Origin of the sequence: Aeromonas mytilicola subsp. aquatica (genome assembly GCF_044336385.1) — a bacterium.
GTDB classification, from domain to species: domain Bacteria; phylum Pseudomonadota; class Gammaproteobacteria; order Enterobacterales; family Aeromonadaceae; genus Aeromonas; species Aeromonas rivipollensis.
Genome location: NZ_CP172298.1, coordinates 2,878,836 through 2,899,108, shown reverse-complemented (window position 1 = coordinate 2,899,108; position 20,273 = coordinate 2,878,836). Strand labels below are relative to the sequence as shown.

General features: G+C 57.1%; 16 protein-coding genes. All 16 read left to right on the top strand.

The features are described from left to right. Positions 1–192 precede the first annotated feature (192 nt). The 16 genes from tssI (at position 193) to tssJ (ending at position 20,271) form a co-directional block, all read left to right on the top strand. A complete protein-coding gene (gene tssI, locus ACFWHB_RS13200) occupies positions 193–2,259 on the top strand; it encodes a type VI secretion system Vgr family protein (protein ID WP_395948617.1) in 2,067 nt (688 codons plus the stop codon). Beyond that, positions 2,249–2,980 (top strand): DUF4123 domain-containing protein, encoded by a 732-nt coding sequence (locus ACFWHB_RS13195; protein ID WP_395948616.1) that lies wholly within the window; start codon positions 2,249–2,251, stop codon positions 2,978–2,980. Before tssI ends, ACFWHB_RS13195 begins: the two co-directional genes overlap by 11 nt. After that, a complete protein-coding gene (locus ACFWHB_RS13190; protein WP_395948615.1) occupies positions 2,977–7,848 on the top strand; it encodes an RHS repeat-associated core domain-containing protein in 4,872 nt (1,623 codons plus the stop codon). Before ACFWHB_RS13195 ends, ACFWHB_RS13190 begins: the two co-directional genes overlap by 4 nt. Positions 7,849–7,850: 2 nt before the next feature. Further along, the gene (locus tag ACFWHB_RS13185; RefSeq protein WP_395948614.1) at positions 7,851–8,072 is read left to right on the top strand and encodes a hypothetical protein; all 222 of its coding nucleotides are present in this window, start codon (positions 7,851–7,853) and stop codon (positions 8,070–8,072) included. Positions 8,073–8,439: 367 nt separating this feature from the next. Beyond that, positions 8,440–8,673: a hypothetical protein gene (locus ACFWHB_RS13180; protein WP_395948613.1), complete on the top strand. Its 234-nt coding sequence runs from the start codon at positions 8,440–8,442 to the stop codon at positions 8,671–8,673. An 81-nt stretch (positions 8,674–8,754) separates the two neighbouring features. After that, entirely contained in the window at positions 8,755–9,513 is a 759-nt protein-coding gene (locus tag ACFWHB_RS13175) for an RHS repeat domain-containing protein (RefSeq protein ID WP_395948612.1), read from the top strand. Then, entirely contained in the window at positions 9,408–9,914 is a 507-nt protein-coding gene (locus tag ACFWHB_RS13170) for an RHS repeat-associated core domain-containing protein (protein ID WP_395950203.1), read from the top strand. Before ACFWHB_RS13175 ends, ACFWHB_RS13170 begins: the two co-directional genes overlap by 106 nt. 629 nt (positions 9,915–10,543) lie before the next feature. After that, entirely contained in the window at positions 10,544–11,113 is a 570-nt protein-coding gene (locus ACFWHB_RS13165) for a DUF6630 family protein (RefSeq protein WP_395948611.1), read from the top strand. 140 nt (positions 11,114–11,253) lie between these two features. Beyond that, positions 11,254–12,639, top strand: coding sequence for a tetratricopeptide repeat protein (locus ACFWHB_RS13160; RefSeq protein WP_395948610.1), 1,386 nt, complete (start codon positions 11,254–11,256; stop codon positions 12,637–12,639). Positions 12,640–13,324: 685 nt separating this feature from the next. After that, positions 13,325–13,828, top strand: a complete 504-nt coding sequence (gene tssB, locus ACFWHB_RS13155) for a type VI secretion system contractile sheath small subunit (protein ID WP_395948609.1) — start codon at positions 13,325–13,327, stop codon at positions 13,826–13,828. 36 nt (positions 13,829–13,864) lie between these two features. Then, positions 13,865–15,343, top strand: coding sequence for a type VI secretion system contractile sheath large subunit (gene tssC, locus ACFWHB_RS13150; RefSeq protein WP_025326629.1), 1,479 nt, complete (start codon positions 13,865–13,867; stop codon positions 15,341–15,343). Between the two features lie 6 nt (positions 15,344–15,349). Next, entirely contained in the window at positions 15,350–15,781 is a 432-nt protein-coding gene (gene tssE, locus ACFWHB_RS13145) for a type VI secretion system baseplate subunit TssE (protein WP_025326630.1), read from the top strand. Positions 15,782–15,786: 5 nt separating this feature from the next. Next, entirely contained in the window at positions 15,787–17,553 is a 1,767-nt protein-coding gene (gene tssF, locus ACFWHB_RS13140) for a type VI secretion system baseplate subunit TssF (RefSeq protein WP_234567940.1), read from the top strand. Beyond that, complete coding sequence (gene tssG / locus ACFWHB_RS13135) at positions 17,517–18,515, top strand: type VI secretion system baseplate subunit TssG (protein WP_139744855.1); 999 nt, start codon at positions 17,517–17,519, stop codon at positions 18,513–18,515. The genes tssF and tssG overlap by 37 nt, the downstream gene beginning before the upstream one ends. A gap of 2 nt (positions 18,516–18,517) precedes the next feature. Next, a complete protein-coding gene (gene tagH / locus ACFWHB_RS13130; RefSeq protein ID WP_395948608.1) occupies positions 18,518–19,756 on the top strand; it encodes a type VI secretion system-associated FHA domain protein TagH in 1,239 nt (412 codons plus the stop codon). After that, positions 19,756–20,271 (top strand): type VI secretion system lipoprotein TssJ, encoded by a 516-nt coding sequence (gene tssJ, locus ACFWHB_RS13125; protein WP_139436165.1) that lies wholly within the window; start codon positions 19,756–19,758, stop codon positions 20,269–20,271. The genes tagH and tssJ overlap by 1 nt, the downstream gene beginning before the upstream one ends. Positions 20,272–20,273 lie beyond the last annotated feature (2 nt).

Sequence of the window (20,273 nt, the reverse complement as noted above, 5' to 3'; positions counted from 1 at the left end):
CTGTCTGTTTTTCTTCTGCTTGTTTGCAGCTGTGAGCGAGCACAAGAAAGATCTCGACTGAAGTTCCAACCGCGCGCCTTTGGGCGTGCGGTAGCCATGGCGGCGAAAAAGTGGCAGCCAGGGCGGATCTCTCACTCCCCTTGACGTCACCCGGCAGTATTGCAGGGCCGGGTTCACAGCAGAGGCGCACCGATGGCAGAAAGCACAGGATTACAATTTACCGTCAAGGTGGGGGCCTTGCCCGAGAGCACCTTTGTGGTGGCGGAGTTTGCCCTGGATGAAGGGTTGAACCGGCCGTTCAACCTGCGTCTGGAGCTGGCAAGTCCCGAGCCCGATGTGGATTTCGGCGCCGTGTTGGATCAGCCCTGCGAGCTCTTGGTGTGGTACAACGGCGAGCTGCAACGGCGGGTGTGCGGTGTGGTGAGCGACATGGCGCAGGGGGACAGCGGTTTTCGCCGTACCCGCTACACCCTTGAAGTTAAACCGGCGCTATGGCGGTTGTCGCTTCGCCAGAACTCTCGCATCTTCCAGGCGCAGAAGCCCGACGAAATCCTCAGTATCCTGCTGCAAGAGCACGGCATCACAGACTACGCCTTTGCGCTCAAGAACGAGCACGCCCAGCGGGAATACTGCGTCCAGTACCGGGAGACCGACCTCGATTTCCTCAATCGGCTGGCTGCCGAAGAGGGGCTCTTCTACTTCCACGAATTTGAGCAGGGCAAGCACAGGGTGGTGTTCGCCGATGATGCGGCGGCCCTGACCGCCGGCCCCGAGCTTTTCTTCAATCTCGGTAACCGCTCTCTTGAGCAGGGCCCCTATGTGCGGCAGTTCCACTACCGGGAGGTGGTGCGGCCTTCTGACGTAGAACTCAAGGACTACAGCTTCAAGACCCCGGCCTATGGCCTCTCCCACAAGAAGATGGGGGCAGAGCTTGCGCACCAGCGCGATACCTACCAGCACTTCGACTACCCGGGCCGCTACAAGCTGGACCCGAGCGGCAAGGCCTTTGCCCAACACAGGCTGGATGCCCTGCGCAACGACGCTGTCACCGGCAGTGGCAAGTCCAACAGCGCGGCCCTGCTGCCGGGCCAGTATTTTTCGCTGACCGAACACCCGAACGGGACACTCAATACCGACTGGCAAGTGGTGCGCATCAGCCACACCGGCTTGCAGCCCCAGGCGCTGGAAGAGGAGGGGGGGAGCGGCCCCACCGTCTATTACAACGAATTCGGGGTGGTGAAAGCGAGCACTACCTGGCGGGCGCTGATGCCGGCCAGGCCCATGGTGGACGGTCCGCAAATCGCCACCGTGGTGGGGCCGGAGGGGGAGGAGATTTACTGCGACGAGCACGGCCGGGTCAAGCTGCAATTCCCCTGGGACAGATACGGCAGTTCCAATGACATGAGCTCCTGCTGGGTACGGGTGAGTCAGGGCTGGGCGGGCGGTCAGTACGGCATCATGGCCATCCCGCGCATCGGCCACGAGGTCATAGTGAGTTTCCTCGAAGGAGACCCGGACCAACCCATCGTCACGGGTCGCACCTATCACGCCACCAACCGGCCTCCCTACGAGTTGCCGGCCAACAAGACCCGCACAGTGCTGCGCACCGAAACCCATCAGGGTGAAGGGTTCAACGAGCTGCGCTTCGAAGACCAGGCTGGCAAGGAAGAGATTTACATCCACGGTCAGAAAGACCTGAACCTGCTCATCGAAAACGACGCCGCCTGGCACATCAAGCACGATGAGCACAGGGACATCGACAATGAGCGGGTGACCCGCATCAGAAAGGTGCCGGGAAAGGAGGGGGCCCCACCGAGCCTGGGCAATGACCATCTGACTGTGGAAGGCGAAAAACGCGACCAGATCAAGGGCGATTATTCGCTGACCGTGGATGCGTCTATGCACCAGAAGCTCGGACAGAGCTGGCTCACCCAGGCCGGGCAGGAAGTGCACGTCAAAGCCGGTGCCAAGGTGGTGTTGGAAGCGGGATCTGAAATTACCGTCAAGGTGGGCGGCTGCTTTATCAAGGTCGATGGCGGTGGCGTCACCCTGGTCGGCCCCACCATCAAGATGAACTCGGGCGGCAGCCCGGGCTCGGGCGCCGGTTGGGCGGGCAAGTCTCCCATCGATCCCCAGAGGGTTACCGTACCTCCCCCACCCAAGGTGCCGCTGAGCCCGGCTCAGCTCGCCACCATGAAGAGTGCGGCTCCTTTCTGTGAGGAGTGCGAGAAGTGCAAGGAGGGGGCTTGTGAGATCTGAGGTCATCTCGTTACCCGAGTGGATCGGCGCCCACAGCTCATCCTCTTTGTATGCCGTGCTGGCGGGGGCCAGCGATGCCGCCCCCTTACAGCACTACTACCGGCTGGATGGCCGTCATACCCCCCGTGGCCTCTATCTCGGCACTGCCTATGCAGACTGGCACCCCGTCATGCCCTATCTGGTGGCGCTGGATGAGGGCAGTGCCTTTCTGGAGTGGGCGTCCAGCACTTCGGCCCGTGATTGGGGATTTCTGCTCTCTACGGAGCAACCCGCCGACACACTCTATGCTCATCTGCAGGGGCTGACCCAGATCCTGCACCAGGGGGAGGCGGTGTTTTTTCGTTACTGGGATGGCGTTTACCTGGCGTCGATCATCGAACAACTGGGGGATCGCTTTACCTCCCTGTTGCCCGAGTTGCGTGAGCTCTGGGTCTGTGGCAGAGCCTTTGAATTGGCCCCTTCAGAGCCCTTGGCGCCACGCCCCTTCCCTTGGTGGAGCCTGCCCGAATCGTTGGCCGCGGTGCTGGCAAAACGAGATCCAGCCCCCCTTGTCAACAACCTGATGCAGCTGCTTGCCGATCAGAATGGCCAGCTCTACTGGTCCTTTCCCGAAACCAATTTACGACTCAAGGTTGCCCGCTTTGTCGCACGCAACCCCTTGAGTGATACCGAATTATTCCCGGCGCTTGAAGCTGCGCTGTGTCAAGAGGTGCAAGCATGAACAATGCCGGCCAAGCCGTCTTCAACCAGGTACTTGCCGACTATCGCAATGCCTTGAAAGAGTACCGCAAGGATGCGGAGAGTTTCTTTCTCGGTGACATGCTCGGCATGGATATGGAGCAGACCATCAAGGTCGGCGACAAGACGATCAAAGCCTCATCCAGCAGCAGTAAAGCCCAATCTGTCGTGACCCAGTGCCCGCTCAGCGGCACTCTGCGCCTGGTTCATCTGTTCGAGTCTGTGCGCTTCATCCCCATCGGCAACACCCCTTACAAGGTGGAAGCTGGCAACATGACCAGAACGGGTTTCATGCCCGAGGCCGTGGTCAAGGAGGGCAGCCTGGATGCCAAGGGTATTGCCGAGATAGGCAAGCTCACCCCGGGCAAATCCTATCGGGTGACCTTCTACCCCAATGTGAAGAAGAGCGATCTCGATGCGTTGTTTGCATCCTATGCGCCGGTACAAAAAGATCTCGAAGCTTGGCTCACTCAGGAGTGGAACGGCGAACACAAGGCCGCCTGGGGCCGTTACAGCGCGACCGGTGCCGGATTTGGCAGTCATTCCCTGGCAGCAGCCAGCGGTATTGGTAAAGCCCTGGTCGGGGTATGGGATGATCTCAAGACCATCTACGAACTGCTGGCCGATCCGGTGGGTAATGCCAAGAAACTGGCCGAGTTCGGCGTCGATGCCGCCGCCATGGCCGAGGCGGGTGCCTCCCAGATGGAGGCGGCCATGCTGGTGCTGCAGGATGAAGCTCTGCTTTATCTCTATGCCTATGCCCTGGTGAGCTGGGTCAAGCTGCTGCCACCGGATCAGCAGACCGAGTTTGGTGCCCAGGTAATCGCCTCTGTGCTGATAGACGTCATCGTCGGTGTGGTGCTGACTGGTGGCGCTGGCCTTGCGGCCCGTTACGGTGCCAAGACCGTCTCCATAACCAAAAACAGCGATCGGGTGATGCGCCTGGTTACCTCTCTGGTCACGCTCTCCAAAAAGCACAATCTGGCCCAGCATGCCCAGAGCGCCAAGAAGGTACTGACGGCCGGAGTGGCCAAACTAAATCCGGCCAAGAAGGCCGATCTCAATCTGGTGGGGGATGGCAAGGCCCTGACTCAGGTCGAGCAAGCGACGGCCGCCAAACGAAAATTCCAGTCTCATACCGAAGTCCAGCAGATCAACCGCACGCCGGATGTGTCCACACCGGCAAAAACGCCATCCGGTCAATCCAGTCAACCTGAGGCACAGACCTGCAAGAACAACTGCCCTGTCTCCATGGTGACAGGAGAGGAGTTGCTGGCGTTGGAAGATGCGCTGCTGCCTGGCCTGCTGCCCTTTACCTTTGGCCGCCTCTACCGAACTTCGGCGGTAGAGCAGCACTGCGGTATGGGACCTGGCTGGAGTCACTCTTTGGCACACCGGCTCGAACGCCGCGGTGAGACCCTGATCTGGCGCGATAACGAGTCGTTAGCCGTCGAGCTGCCGCTGCCGTCGACAACGAGGCCCATGATAACCAACCGGGTGTCGGAGGCGGCAGCCTACCTGGGGGATCAAACCGATGAGGTGATCCTGGCAAAGGCCGGCTCCCCCTTCCTGCATTTTATCTGGCAGGGAAATGAAGGCCGATTGACGGCGATGTCGGATGTCTATGGTAATCGCCTGAGGGTGCGCCCGGACGCCGAGGGTCGCCCATGCTGGGTTGAGCACGATGGTGGCCTGGCCCTGCGACTCGTCTACCAAGAAGATCGTCTCACCGCCATCGAGTTGCAGCGATTCGATGGCATCAACTGGCAGCTGCAGGCTACCCTTCAGCGCTATCACTACGATGACGCTGGCCATCTGGTGGCCGCCGAAAATGGGGCAGGAGAGAGGGAGCATTATCGTTATCGCAGCGATGGGGTGATCCTGGATCGTCGTCTCGCGGGTGGGGCCGGTTTCTTCTGGGAGTGGGAAGGTGAGGGGAGCCGCGCCCGCGCCATCCGTCACTGGAGCGATGTCGCCCGATTCGATGTCAGCTATGGCTGGGATGATGACAAGGGAGAGGTGACCGTCAACAACGCCGACGGCAGCCTGGAAGTCTACCAACATGACAGCAATGCCCGCCTGGTGCGTCAGCAGGATCCGGACGGTGCAGTCATTGAATATGTTTACAACGACAAGGGCCAGAAGGTGCTGGCTCGCGATGCCCTGGGGGGCGAGACCCGGTATCAATATGACGATGCGGGTTTGCTCTCCCTCGAGGTTGCCCCGGATGGCAACCAGACGGCCTACAGTTACTGGGATGGCCGTGTTCGCAAAGTCGTACAAGGGGATCGTGAGTGGCGTTTTGAACGCAACGAGCAAGGGGATGTGATTGCAAGACGGGATCCCCTTGGGCGGGAGACTCACTACAGCTATAACGCGCAAGGCAAGCTCAGCACCGTGGTGCAACCTGATGGCAGCCGCATCGAACTGGGCTGGAACCGCCTTGGGCAGCTGATTGAGGAGAAGGGTGCCAACGGTGGCGTGACCCGCTGGCGCTATGACGAGCGGGGTCGCCAGATTGTACGGCACGACCCGCATGGTGCGATTACCCATTATGAATGGAATGCGGCAGATCGCTTGCAAGCCGTGTATCTGCCTGGTGGAGGCATCCGCCGTTTCGAATATAACGCCTACGGCAAGGTGACGGCCGAGTGGGACGAGCTGGGGCGCGAGACCCGCTACGAATATCAACCCGGCCTGCATCTGGTGAGCCGCCGCATCAACCCGGACGGCAGTGAGCTTAAGTATCGCTACGACAATGCCAAGCTGTTCTTGAGCGAGATTGAGAACGAGCATGGCGAGCAGCACCGCATTCACTATTTCCCCAATGGCCTGGTCGCGCGGGAAACCGGCTTTGATGGCCGCACCACCGCTTATCGCTACGACCTCAATGGCCACCTGAGCGAGAAGGTCGAGTTCGGCAAGCAGGGGACAGAGCTGGTCACCCGCTATGAGCGAGACCCCATGGGGCGGCTGCTTACAAAAACCTTGCCCGATGGCCGTGAAATCCAGTTCTCCTATGATCAACATGGTCAGCTGACCCAGGTCCATGATGGCGTCTGGCCTCTTGCCTTTGAATATGACAGGGGCGGCAATCTGGTTGCCGAACATCAGGGGTGGGCTTCCAGCTACTTCAAGCACGACGTCATGGGGCAACTCGCCCAGTGGCGGCTGCCGGATGGCAATCGTCTCGATTACCACTATCTGAACGGTGCCTTGAGTGGCGTCGATCTCAATGGAAATGAGCTGACTCGTCACCAGATGTTGGCCGGGCTTGAGATGCGCCGCAGCCAGGGGGCGCTGACCCAACAATACGAATATGACGAGCAAGGGCGCCTGACTGCGCTGCGACTGCAACGGGGCAAACAGGTCGCCCGTGAGCGGAGCTACGGCTATGACCGCACCGGCAATCTGCTGCAGATCAATGACAGCGTGCAAGGGGCGCAGCACTACAGCTACGACCCGCTGGATCGCTTGCTGGAGGTGCGTGGTGAACTGACCGAGCGGTTCCTGCATGATCCGGCGGGCAACCTGTTGAGCCAGACGCTGGGTGGCCAGTTTGAGGGGGCTCGTACCCAGGGGAACCGGCTGCTACTGAGCGGTGATCGCCATTTTGAGTACGACGAATTTGGCCGACTGGCCATCGAGCGCCGTGCCAAAGGCCAGTCGTTGGTTACCCGTTATCACTACGACTGCCAGCATCAGCTAGTCAGGGCTGAACTGCCGGATGGTACCACGGCCCGTTATGACTACGACACCTTTGGCCGCCGTATTCGCAAGACGGTGAGTGGGGCAAAGGGCGAGCTGGTCACCGAATTCTTGTGGCAGGCGAACAACCTGATTGCCGAAAGCAGTTATCAGCTTGGTGATGATAAACGTCGTACCGACGAGCAGTACCGCAGCTTTATCTATGAACCGGGCAGCTTCAAGCCATTGGTGCAGCTGGAAGGGGAAGGGCAGGATGCCGAGGTATTCCATTATCAACTTGACCACCTCGGTACCCCGCTGGCGTTGACTCGTGATAATGGGGCGACCGCCTGGCAGGTGCGTTATCGCGCCTATGGCAATGTGTGGCGGGAAGAGATCGCCGAGGTTGCCACTCCCTTGCGTTTTCAGGGGCAATATTTTGATGCCGAGACCGGCCTTCACTATAACCGTTACCGCTACTACCAACCTGAAACGGGTAGATTTATCAGCCCCGACCCGATAGGCTTGGCCGGCGGGCTTAACAACTACCAGTATGCCCCCAACCCGATTGGTTGGGTGGATCCGTTGGGGTTGAAGAATGTAAAAGAAAATGGGCCGAATAATATTGATGGTAAAGCCAGCCCAAGCTTGCAAGGTGGGCCGGAAGAACCGCCGAGTGTTGGCCAAAGTAAACCCGATTTTTATGTTGGCCCAAGTGGCCCCGACTCGACTTTGCCGAGTACTGGGTATAGGTATGATAGGTATTTAAATGATGATGGCTCATTATATAAATACGGCCAAGATGCAATTAATACGGGAGAGGCTCGACTATCATATTTTGGTTTTGATAAATTAGATACAGGTGATCAGGTTACAGAGGCATTCCAGATCCGAGCACCAAAACATGTGACGATGAATGATCCAGATAAGTCATGGAGTGATGGACGATTACGTGTCAAGTTTGATACTTTGCAATTATATGATGGCTCAGGTGTTCCAAGAGTGGAAGTGCCTAGAAGTCATGGGGGGAAAGGGCCTGATCTAGAACCATTCACTGAGGCTTATCCAGAGTATGGAAAGGGTGGTGCTAGACAATTAGTTCCTAACACGGATGAGTCTTTATATATAAAGGCTGATGCAATTGATATTTTACCAAAGGAATGATTATGACCGAAGGTGAATACTTTAGAGAACAATTAATAATTCTTATTGAAAATCATAAAGAGGATTTTTTTTATGACTATGAAAATCTGATTGAAATTCTCAAAGATAAGAATAGACGAATACCCATAAGGGGGATTTGGGAGAGTATGAAAGGGTATGACCAATCAAAGTACTCTGATGCTGAGAAAAAGCTACTTGATGAAGCTATGTATCGTTATGGTTAGACCAATATAAATATTGAGATTCTCACGATTTTTACTGAGAACAAGCGTTCGAGGCTGAGTCGTAAGAGAGAATTTTAACTCAATAGAGATAACTTGGGTTGTTTTTTAACCAGTGCAAGGCGAGCTGTACTATCGAGCAGTGGTTATGACTAGGGCCGTAGGCTCGATTAGTGCAGCGTAATCTGCGTTCGAGAAGCAATCTGTATAGGTCTGGTTATCGCCGGATACTGGATTGAACCTTTATTAATTCAGTTAGCCCTCTTTCAATATGTGGATGTGTAAAGGCCAGGATAACGCCATGTCCTGACTTTTCTATCTCTTTACTTCCATATCCCATACGGCAAGGTGACGGCCGAGTGGGACGAGCTTGGCTTCCAGCTATTTCAAGCATGATGCCATGGGTCGGCTGGCCCACTGGCAGTTGCCTGATGGCAACAAGTTGGCTTACCACTGCCTGCATGGCGAGCTAAGCGGGATTGATCTGAACGGTGCCGAACTGACTCGCCACCAGATGGTTGGTGGATTGGAGATGCGCCGCAGCCAGGGGACGCTGATCCAGCAATACGAATATGACGAGCAGGGGCGTCTGACGGCGCTGTGACTGCAACGGGACAAGCAGATCGCTCGTGAGCGGCGCTACGGCTATGACCGCACCGGCAATCTGCTGCAGATCAATGACAGCGTGCAAGCGGAGCAGCACTACAGCTATGACCCGCTGGATCGCTTGCTGGAGGTGCGCGGTGAGCTGACCGAACGCTTCCTGCACGATCCGGCGGGCAACCTGCTGAGCCAGATTCGCGGGGCTCAATTGGAGCCTGCTAGAGCCCAGGGTAACCGGCTGCTGTTCAGTGGCGATCGCCACTTTGAATATGACGAATTTGGTCGTCTGGCCGTCGAACGACGCGGCAAGGGCCAATCATTGGTGACCCGCTATGAGTACGATTGTCAGCATCAGCTGATTGCGGTCGAGCTGCCTGATGGCAGCACAGCCCGCTACGACTACGATGCCTTTGGTCGCCGCATTAGCAAGACGCTCAATGGGCAGAAAGGGCAGGGCGCCGAGCTGGTGACCGAGTTCTTGTGGCAGGCCAACTATCTCATCGCCGAGAGCCGCAGCGACGGCATCTATCGCAGCTTTGTCTACGAGCCGGGCAGTTTCAAACCCCTAGTACAGCTGGAAGGAGAGGGGGATCAGGCCGAGGTTTATCACTACCAGCTGGATCACCTCGGCACCCCGCTGGCCCTGACTCATCACGACGGTCACACCGCTTGGCAGGTGCGTTATCGCGCCTATGGCAACGTCTGGAAGCAGGAGCTGGCCGAGGTAGAGACCCCCTGCGTTTCCAGGGCCAGTATTATGACGAAGAGACCGGGCTGCATTATAACCGTCACCGTTACTACCAGCCCGACACTGGTAGATTTATCACCTCCGACCCGATAGGCTTGGCTGGCGGGCTCAATAACTACCAGTACGCACCCAACCCCACCGGCTGGGTGGATCCATTGGGATTGATGTTTAAAGCGGCTAATTGCCCATCAGAAGGCTCAACGTATCCTAATCCGATTGATCAGCCAATTGAGCCACCAAGTGTGGTTGCCGCGAGAGAGCGGCAAAAACAAATGTTGGTTGATGACGTGGGGTATAATATAAGTCCCACCAGTTGGGACCAATATCCGTCGATCGGGAGAGATGGGACTTTTGTAACCGATACGCGAGGGGTAATGAAGTACTTTGAAGATGCAGGGAGTGGTGAGGTAACCATTTCAAAAATAACTGCCGCATCTATTGAAAATAATATGGGGTTAAACCCTGGGTCATTATCAGAAGGTTTTAATGTGTGAGAAATAAAAGGAATAAACAGTATGAGCCCTCGTAGCCCACTATCTGAAAACAATTATTTTAAGGGGCCTAGCCAGCATATTCCTGGGGGAGCTCCAGAGCTAGTTATAGATTATGTACCGACATCAACCTCTATAATGTTAAGAGTGAAAGTTGAATAAACATAATGCCGAGTGATTCGATTGTTGTATCCGAACTGGCAGGAAACACAATTAAGATAATAGTCATGTAAAAGTCCCTGGTCAATGCAATGTCTAGCCTTGGTTTTGCTCATGATGGTGACTTTATGATTCTCACAGTTATCGATGAAGATCAAAAAAATAAAAATAATAAATAATTTAATTGAAAATGAAGCGCTCTTTACTTATGGGCATGGATGGTATCCTTCAGAAGTAGTTGGTTTTTATAAGGATAAACATATGATATCGAGAGAATACAATGTGATATCTTGGAGCAGTCCAGGCGAATACTCAATATGTAGAAAATAGTTCCAGTTAGGCTGTTAGCTTGATGAAATTCATTACCGCAAGATATGGCATTGAAAACCCTGAATGTATCAATGGCTACATGTGCATTGTTAATTAAGAACTTTTAGATGTGGGCATTTCGTTGCTTGGTCCCGTGGTTCTGTATGAAAAGAAATCGAGGAAAACAAGTGAAGGTGATAAAAAAAGTATTATTGATCCTCTCTGTCATCATCTTGTCCCCCCTGTTGATTCCCATGGTTTATGTCGAAAGACGAAGAAAAAAATGGTTTTTATCAACGTTGCTATCCCCCCTGCCTGAAGAGATCCGAGTCGGCAGAGTGAACTCTCTGATGAATAGCAATGCCGATGCGCTACAGGACGGTATAGTGTCAACACTTGTTGCGCTGAATTCCGATGAGCATTGGGGATGTCTCAATATCGACTGGCGAGACGTCGAGGAAGTTGAGTTACAGGGCAACGCATTGGCGGATATGCATGGTTTGAAGGAGCACTTCATTTGCTCCGAGCCGGATGAGGATGCATCGGTTTGGAGCATGTTGGTGCTTTATGACTTATGGCTGCAAGCGCGAGGATATGAAGTTGTGCTTTGGGATATAGATGCTGATCAATATACAGGTTTTATTTGTCACTCTGATATTCTCGATAAGCTGTTAAACGAGGGGCGCAAGCTGGGTCTGGACCTGGTCAAGCTGGACCACGTGAACGAGCAATAGTGCTTTGTATCGGCATGAGGGTCTCTAGAAAACGGTCAATTTTAAAGAGAGCTGAAGAGAAATAGCAAATACATCAGGTGGTCAAAAAGTGTTATGCACGCAGCCACCCCCTCCATCTCAATTATTCGCAGATATAGATAATGACATACCGCACATTATGGTTGGTACTGGCGACCCATTGGCTCGCCGCTTGTGCCACAACGACGTCACTGACTGAATCCGAACTATCTCAAGCCGCCCAGCAGGGCCAGGGCAAGGCGCAATATGAGCTTGCCAATCGTCTGGCTGCCAAGCCCGATTATCCAGAGGCGATGCGCTGGATGAAGCAGGCCGCGGATCAAACCGGGCCTTTGGCGGCGGATGCCGATATTCGCGGTAAAGCGGCGCTGCAGGTGGGGAGCTGGTATCAGGCTGGTTTGGGTGAGCCCAAGAACCCCAGGCTGGCCCATGACTGGTGGCAGCGTTCGGCCAAGCTGGGTAATCGGGACGCCAGCTATCAACTTGGCAAGGAATGCCAGCGTCAACACCAGGATAAGTTGGTGAGCGCGTGTCTCGAGTGGTTCGAGCAGGCTGCCAAACGGGATCATGCCGGCGCTCAGTTGATTCTGGGGGAGTGGTATGCCAGCCAGCCCGGCGCCGATGTCGATGCGGTTCAGTGGCTGGAAAAGGCCGCCGAGCAGGGTAATCGTGACGCCCAATATCGGCTCGGCCTGCGTTATGAGCAGGGCAAGGGGGTGAGCAAACGTCCCGACCTTGCCCAGCGTTGGTACGAAAAGGCTGCCGCTCAGCAGCAACCGGATGCCTTGTTGACCCTGGCTCGCAAAGCGAATACGACAGAGGCGTTTCCCCTTTATCAGCGTGCCGCCAATGCGGGCTCGCCATCAGCTCAGCTGTGGCTGGGGCAGGCCTATCTGGCGGGTGAACAGGTGCCCCAGGATCTGGCGCTGGGCAGGTACTGGCTGGAGCTGGCCGCAGGCCAGGGCTTCCATGAGGCTGAATACCAGTTGAGCCTGCAGCAGACCGATGAAGTTGCCCGTGAACATTGGTTGACCCTGGCCGCTGCTGGCGGTGTGAGTCAGGCTCAACTTGAGCTGGCAATCTTGCAGCAGGAGAGGGGAGAGCTGAAGGCGGCTCGCCAGAGCCTTTCCCTTGCGGCGGGTGAAGGCAATGTGGATGCCCGCTATGCCTATGGCGAGATGTTGCGGCTGGGACTCGGCGGCGAGGCGGACTACAGCCTGGCATTGAAACAGTACCGACTGGCGGCAAATGCCAACCACCGTCAAGCCCAATATCGTATGGGTACCATGCGTGAACAGGGCTGGGGGGCGCCTCGTAACAGATTGCATGCCTATGCATGGTATTTGCTGGCAGCCACGGATGGCAATACAGATGCGACAGCCGCCAGCCGTGAGCTGGAAAAAGGCATGACAGAACAAGAGAAGGGAGCTGGACAGAAACTGGCGCAGCACTGGTTTGTGACACAGGAAAAAAACCGTCAGCTGGTGCAGCCACGCAACGACATTTAGCGCCACGAATATGGTTGCCGATGTCACATATTCGCAGTGAATGAATGACATCTTTTCCCCCTATTGCTCCGGTTCTCTTGTCACTAATCAGTCATGAAGCCGTTATGAAGCCGTCATGAAACCACATCATGGCGGCTTTCTTATTTATCAGCAGACACCTTTTGTTACATAATCAATCTTTAAATAGATTGTTGATTGACCTTTTTCATGATGTGAAGTTCACTTCACATCTTTGGTAAATATCAGATTTATCCTACATGAATAATGGTTTTTTCTGATTTACTCTTGTTTGCTACAATCCTGTATTAAGCTCATATATTTTCACTAACATGCTGTTTTTATTTGATTTTTTTGATTTCACTCTGCTTTTAAAATCCATATTTAATAATTTATTGTTGACTCATTGATATTTTAAAATATACCATTTGTCGCAAATGGCTCTCTAGCCAAGATGATCTCTAACAAAGAGTAGAGACGTTATCGGGTTGTATTAAGTAACAAGATGCATACTGTGTTTTCGGTTGCCAAGCCTTGCCTTGGCATATATCGAGAATGCACCGTCGGCTGATGTTTTTTTGTCAGGATCCCTGCCGATCCCGTCAACTGTCATTTGTTACAGTTGCTGACAGATGCATTGGCTATAAGCTTTAGGGTCTTCATGGATCCTTAACTTGGTATTTAGAGCATGGGAAAAGGAATTGATGGCGCCACTGTTGCGCCCAAAGAGCGTATCAATATCAAATATGTGCCGGCAACCGGTGGTCAGCAGGCGGAAATAGAGCTTCCGTTGACCATGATGGTGGTTGGCAATATGAAAGGACGCACGGAAGAGACCCCCATTGAGGAGCGTCACACCGTCTCCATCGACAAGAATAATTTTTCCTCTGTCATGAAAGAATCTGCACTGGAGCTGAAGTTCTCCGTTCCCAACCGTCTGGAAGAAAACAGCCAGGACGAGTTGCCTGTGTCGATCAAGATCCAGTCTCTGGAAGACTTCACTCCCGACAGCGTGGCCCAGCAGGTTCCCGAGCTGCGCAAGCTGCTGGAACTGCGTGAGGCCCTGGTTGCCCTGAAAGGACCCCTGGGAAATATCCCGTCCTTCCGCAATCGTTTGCAGGATCTGCTGTCCAGTGACGAGGCTCGCGAGCAACTGCTCAAGGAGCTGGATCTGATTAAGCCTGCCGAGTGATCCGCAGATTAATTGACTGACTGATAAGGAAAAAATATGTCTTTGGTCGAAGAACAGGTTCAAGCGGGGGCGAGTGCGGCCTCCTCGTCCTTGCTGGACGAAATCATGGCGCAGGCCCGCATCACCCCGGTGGATGAGGGATACAGTGTCGCCAAGCAGGGGGTTGCCGCCCTGATCGCCAACATTCTGGACAGCGGTACCACCTCGGAGCCAGTCAACAAGGCGCTGGTGGACAGCATGATTGTCGAGCTCGACAAGAAGCTGAGCAAGCAGATGGACGTCATCCTGCACGCCAAAGAGGTGCAGGAGCTGGAGTCCTCCTGGCGCTCCCTCAAGCTGCTGGTGGATCGCACCGATTTTCGTGAAAACATCAAGATCCAGGTGCTCCATGCGACCAAGGAAGAGCTGCTGGAGGATTTCGAATTCTCGCCCGAGATCACTCAGTCCGGTCTCTACAAGCATGTCTACTCGACCGGTTACGGCCAGTTTGGCGGCCAGCCTGTCGGCGCCGTGATCGGCGACTATGCCTTCACCCACAGCTCGCCCGACATCAAGCTGATGCAGTATGTCAGTGCGGTGGGGGCCATGGCCCACGCGCCTTTCATCTCCTCTGTCGCACCGGCCTTCTTTGGCGTGGACAGCTTCACCGATCTGCCGTCCATCAAGGATCTCAAGTCGGTCTTCGAAGGCCCGTCCTACACCAAGTGGCGCTCCCTGCGTGAATCGGAAGATGCCCGCTATCTGGGGCTGACCGCACCGCGTTTCCTGGCCCGTCTGCCCTATGATCCGACCGAAAACCCCATCAAGGGCTTCAACTATCAGGAAGACATCAGCTCGGATCACGACCACTACCTGTGGGGCAACACCGCCTATCTGATGGGCACCTCCCTGACCGACAGCTTCGCCAAGTATCGCTGGTGCCCGAACATCATAGGTCCCCAGAGCGGCGGTGCCATCCACGATCTGCCGGTGCATGTCTACGAGGCCATGGGTCAGCTGCAGGCGAAGATCCCGACCGAGGTGCTGATCACGGATCGCCGCGAATACGAGCTGTCGGAAGAGGGCTTCATCACCCTGACCATGCGCAAGGACAGCGACAACGCGGCCTTCTTCTCCGCCAACTCGGTGCAAAAACCCAAGGTGTTCCCGAACACCAAAGAAGGCAAGGAAGCGGAGACCAACTACAAGCTCGGCACCCAGCTGCCCTACATGTTCATCATCAATCGCCTGGCGCACTACATCAAGGTGCTGCAGCGCGAGCAGATCGGCTCCTGGAAGGAGCGTCAGGATCTGGAGCGTGAACTGAACGGCTGGATCAAGCAGTACGTGGCCGATCAGGAGAACCCGCCGGCAGATGTGCGCAGCCGTCGCCCGCTGCGTGCCGCCCAGATCAAGGTGCTGGACGTGGAAGGGGAGCCGGGCTGGTATCAGGTCGCCATGGCCGTGCGCCCGCACTTCAAGTACATGGGTGCCAGCTTCGAGCTGTCCCTGGTGGGTCGTCTGGACAAGGAATAATGCCCGATGCCGTATCTCTCTTCCTGGGATAGAGGCAATGCGGCCAGTCTGTTTGACCGGATCCGGGGGGAGGGGCTCGTCTCCTCCCCCCAATCGGACGTTGAGGAGCTGATCGACTCGGTCAAACGCCAGCTCGATCAGATCCTCAACACTCGCCCCGGCAATTGCCGCAGCGCGCCCGAGCTCGGTGTCATCGATCTCAATGATGCCACCCAGGGCAGCGCCGACATCCGTGGGCGGATCCGTGAGGCGATCCGGCAATGCATCCGCCGCTATGAGCCGCGGATCATTCATGTGGATGTCCGTTCACCCGACCATCAGGCGAGCCCGCTTGAGATGTCGTTTCAGGTGACGGCCCACGTGAGACTGGAGCATATCGAGCAGGTTACCTCGTTCAACGTCCATATGGACAGCCACCGTCACTACCGCATGGTCTGATCTCAATGTCGCTGGAACATTACTTCAGGGATGAATTGGCATTTTTGCGCCTGCAAGGGCGCGAATTTGCCGATGCGCATCCCGAACTCACCCGTTTCCTGTCGGAGCAAAATACCGATCCGGACGTGGAACGCTTGCTGGAAGGCTTCGCGTTTCTCACCGGCAATCTGCGCGCCAAGATAGAGGATGAGTTCCCCGAGCTGACTCACGGTCTGCTCAATATGCTCTGGCCCAACTATCTGCGCCCCGTGCCCAGCATGACCATCATGCAGTTCTCGGTCATTCCGGGAGCCATCACCCAGCCGGCGCTGGTGAAGCAAGGCTGCCAGCTCGACAGCCTGCCCATGGACGAAGTGACCTGTCACTTCCAGACCAGTCACGATGCCTGGGTCTATCCGGCCGATATCCGCCACATCGCTGCCCAAAGCGGCAACGATCTCTCCACCATTTCGCTGGATATCGCCCTGCATGCCCCCTTGCCATTGAGCGAACTGCAGCTGGACAAGCTGCGTTTCTTCCTCGGTGGCGACAGTTACACCGCCTATGAGCTCTACTTCTGGCTCTCCAACCAGCTCTCCCATATCGAGCTGGAGATCGACGGCAAGCGCTTTCGCCAGGAGGCCAAGGCACTCAAGCCCGTCGGCTTCGAGCGCGACGATGCGCTCCTGCCCTATCCGAACAACGTCTACTCCGGCTACCGGATCCTGCAGGAGTACTTCTGCTTCCCGGAGAGCTTCCTCTTCTTTGAACTCAGCGGTGGCGACTGGCCCAAACAGCCGCTGCCGGTGAGTGAATTCCAGATCCACTTCTGTTTCGACCGGCCCCTGCCGGCGGAACTCAAGATCCGCCCCGACTCCTTCATGCTCAACTGCGTGCCGGCCATCAATTTGTTCCAGCACGACAGCGAGCCGGTCAACCTCAACGGTCGCCAGACGGAGTACCCCCTCAAGGCGAGTTATCGCCATGCGGACAGCTTCGAGATCTTCTCGGTTGATGAGGTCGAGGGCTGGGTCGAGGGCAACCAGGGGCGCTCCCGCGGTACGCCGCGCATCTATCAGCCGTTCGAGAGTTTCCAGCACCAGATAGAGCGGGCCAAGCAGCGGCTGGCGCTCTATTACCGGGTGCGGGTCAGAGAGTCGGTGAGCGGCGACGGTTTCGAGCACAGCCTCTCCTTCGTGCGGGGGGATGAAACCACCACAGTCAATCTGGATGAGTCCATCTCTGTCACCCTGACCTGCACCAACCGCTCCCGTGCCGCCCGTCTCAAGGTGGGTAGCATCTGCGTGCCCACCGGCAGCTCGCCCTCGTTTGCCACCTTCCGCAACCTGATCCGGCCGACCCGGCCGTTGCGGCCGGCCCTCGATGGCAGCCTGCACTGGACGCTGATCTCCAACCTCTCGCTCAACTATGTCTCCCTGCTGCGCCGCGATGCCCTGGTGCAGGTGCTGCGCACCTACGATTTTCCGGCGCTGCACGACAAGCAGGCGGAGCAGGCGTCGCGCAAGCGGCTGGCGGGGATAGAGCAGATCGAAACCAGCCCGGTGGACAGGCTGGTGCGGGGCATGCCGGTGCGCGGGCTCAAGTCGGTGCTATCCATCCGCCAGTCCGCCTTTGGCAGCGAAGGGGAGCTCTATCTGTTCAGCACTGTGCTGGCCCACTTCTTCTCGCTGTATGCCAGCGTCAATGCCTTCCACCTCCTTGAGGTGGTCAATCTCGACAACAAGGAGCGTTACCTGTGGCCAGTCCAGATCGGTCAGCACTCCCTGATGTGACGTCCGCCAGGGACGCGCCCCGCTTCAGTTTCTTCCAGCTGGTTGAGCTGCTCAACCGGCTGGACGGTACCGATCAGGAGCGCAGGCTGGATCACCTGCCCGGGGATGAGGGGATCCGCTTCAAGGCGACCGCCTCCCTCGGTTTTCCCACCAGCGACGTGCTGCAGATCGGCCGCGATGGCAAGGGGCGCCACGAGCTGGAGGTGGCCTTCCTCGGCCTGCACGGCAGCCAGTCGCCCATGCCCGGCTACTACCTGGACTCCCTGGCCTGGGAGTACGCCCAGGGGGAGCAGAAGCTGGGTCTGTTTCTGGACTTCTTCCACCACCGTCTGCTGACCCTGCTGCACCGGATCTGGCGCAAGTATCGCTATCACGTGCGCTTTCAGGACAACGGCGAGGATGGTTTCTCCCGTCTGATGTTCGCCCTGGTGGGGCTGGGCAACGAGGCGGTCTGCCAGAGCCTGCCGGTCAACCGCGCCAAGATGCTCTCCTATGCGGGGCTGCTGGCCAGCCCCAGCCGCTCTCCCGAGGTGGTGGCCGGTCTGGTGGCGCACTGTTTCGATCTGGCGCAGGTGGAGGTGAGTGCCTGGCAATGGCGCAGGGTGCCTATTCATCAGGATCAGCAAAACCGGCTGGGCAGCGCCTGCGCCACCCTGGGGGATGATTTTGTCATCGGCGACAAGGTGAACGACTGTGCGGGCAAGTTTCTATTGAAGATCAACAACCTGAGTTTTGGGCAGTTTCTCGGGTTTCTGCCGAACGGGGAGCACTTCCCCGCCCTGGTGACCTTTGTCTCCTTCATCTTGCGCGATCAGCTGGCCTGGGATCTGCGACTTGGTTTCGGCCAGGAGCAGGCCAGGGGGCTGCGGCTGGGGGAGGAGCAGAGTGCCCGCCTGGGGTGGAGTACCTTTCTTGGCCAGCCGCCGAGTGATCCCTTCGTGACCATTTGTGTGCAGGAGTGAATGTGGACGACTTTAACCAGCAACTTTCCCTGGTGGTGCTCAACAGCGAGCAGCTCGACGGCAACCAGCAGGGGCAATACCGCTTCGACGAGATGGGGGGGACCCTGGGGGCCTCCGAGCAGGATGACTGGCAACTGCGCGACAGGTTGGGGGCCGTGATGCCGGCCCACGCCAGGGTCGAGCACCAGGATGGCCGCTTCTGCCTGTGCGATCTGAGCGGCCAGACCTATATCAATGGCGCGACCTCCCCCATAGGGCGGGCCCGCAAGGTACATCTGGAGCAGGGGGACGAGCTCGTCGTCGGCCCGTTTCGGCTGCGGGCCTACCTGGGGGCCATCTCGGCCGAGCAGAGCCTGCAGCAGGTGCTGGGCACGCGTCCGGCCGAGCAGCTCGACGAGTGGCTGACCGGCGATGATCTGGCCAGCCAGCCCATGGCCGATCCGCGTGCCCTGGCCGTCGACCCCCTGCTGGCGCTGCAGCATGAGCGCTCCGTTCTGACCCCGCTGGTCGATGCTCGTCACCAGCCTGACTCGAACCCGCAACCGGGCAGGGAATACCCCTCCCTGTCCCCCTTTTCTGCCGCCGAGAACACCATGAACCAAGAATTTCTGGATATGCCCACCATAGAGAACCATCCCGATTACGCCCATCCGCTGGAGGGGGTCGATCACGTCGCCCTGACTCCGCTGATGCGTGGCCTGGGTCAGCCGTTGCAGTTGCAGGATACCCAGCAGGCTCACGACATGCTCGAAGAGATGGGCAAGACGGTGCGGGCCATGGTTGAGGGGCTGCTGCAACTGCAAAGCGATCAGGCGGCGCTGGCGGACAAGCACCTGCGTCCCATCGAGGACAACCCGCTGCGGCTCGGGCTCGACTATGACGAGACCCTGGCGGTGATGTTTGCCGAGCAGAAGAGCCCGGTGCACCTGACCGCCCCGGCGGCGGTGGCCGAGAGCCTGCGCAATGTGCGCATCCACCACGTGGCGAATCAGCAGGCGATCGGCGCGGCGCTGGACAGCATCCTTCAAGCCTTCTCGCCCGAGGCCCTGCTCGGTCGCTTCGAGCACTACCGCCGCACCGGCACCCCCGGCATGGCCGACGAGGGCTGGGCCTGGAACATGTATCAGCACTACTACCGCGAGCTCACCTCGGCCCGCCAGCAGGGGTTCGACAAGCTGTTCCACCAGGTGTATGCCCAAGCCTATGACCAGGCCGTGCGTCAGCAACAGGGACTGATTTGATGATACGTGCGTTGATGCTGGGGGCCTGTGTGCTGACCCTGGCAGCTTGTACCACCATGGGCAAGATGGCCGACGTGGCCATGAACCCGGACATCCAGGTGGGCAGCAATGACAGCCAGCCTTCCACCCTGGGGCTGAGCCTGGTGGCCGAGCCCGACGTCAACCCCAACGAGAGCGGGGAGGCGGCGCCGATCGAGTTTCAGGTGCTGCTGCTGGCGGAAGATTCCAAGCTGCTCGCCACCGACTACGACCAGGTGACAGAGGACGTGGAGAAGGCCCTTGGCAAGAACTACCTGGATCATCAGGACTACACCCTGCTGCCGGGGCAGTTCAAGTATCTGCCCCCCATCAAGCTGGACGAGAAGACCCGCTACATCGGGGTGATCGCGCGTTATGCCGATCCGGACAGCGCCGAGTGGCGCAAGGTCATCAAGGTCAAGAGCAAGGGCACGGCCTATCAAATCCTGGTTCATCTGCGTCTGGATGAAGTGGAACTGCAACAAGAAGAAGAATAACC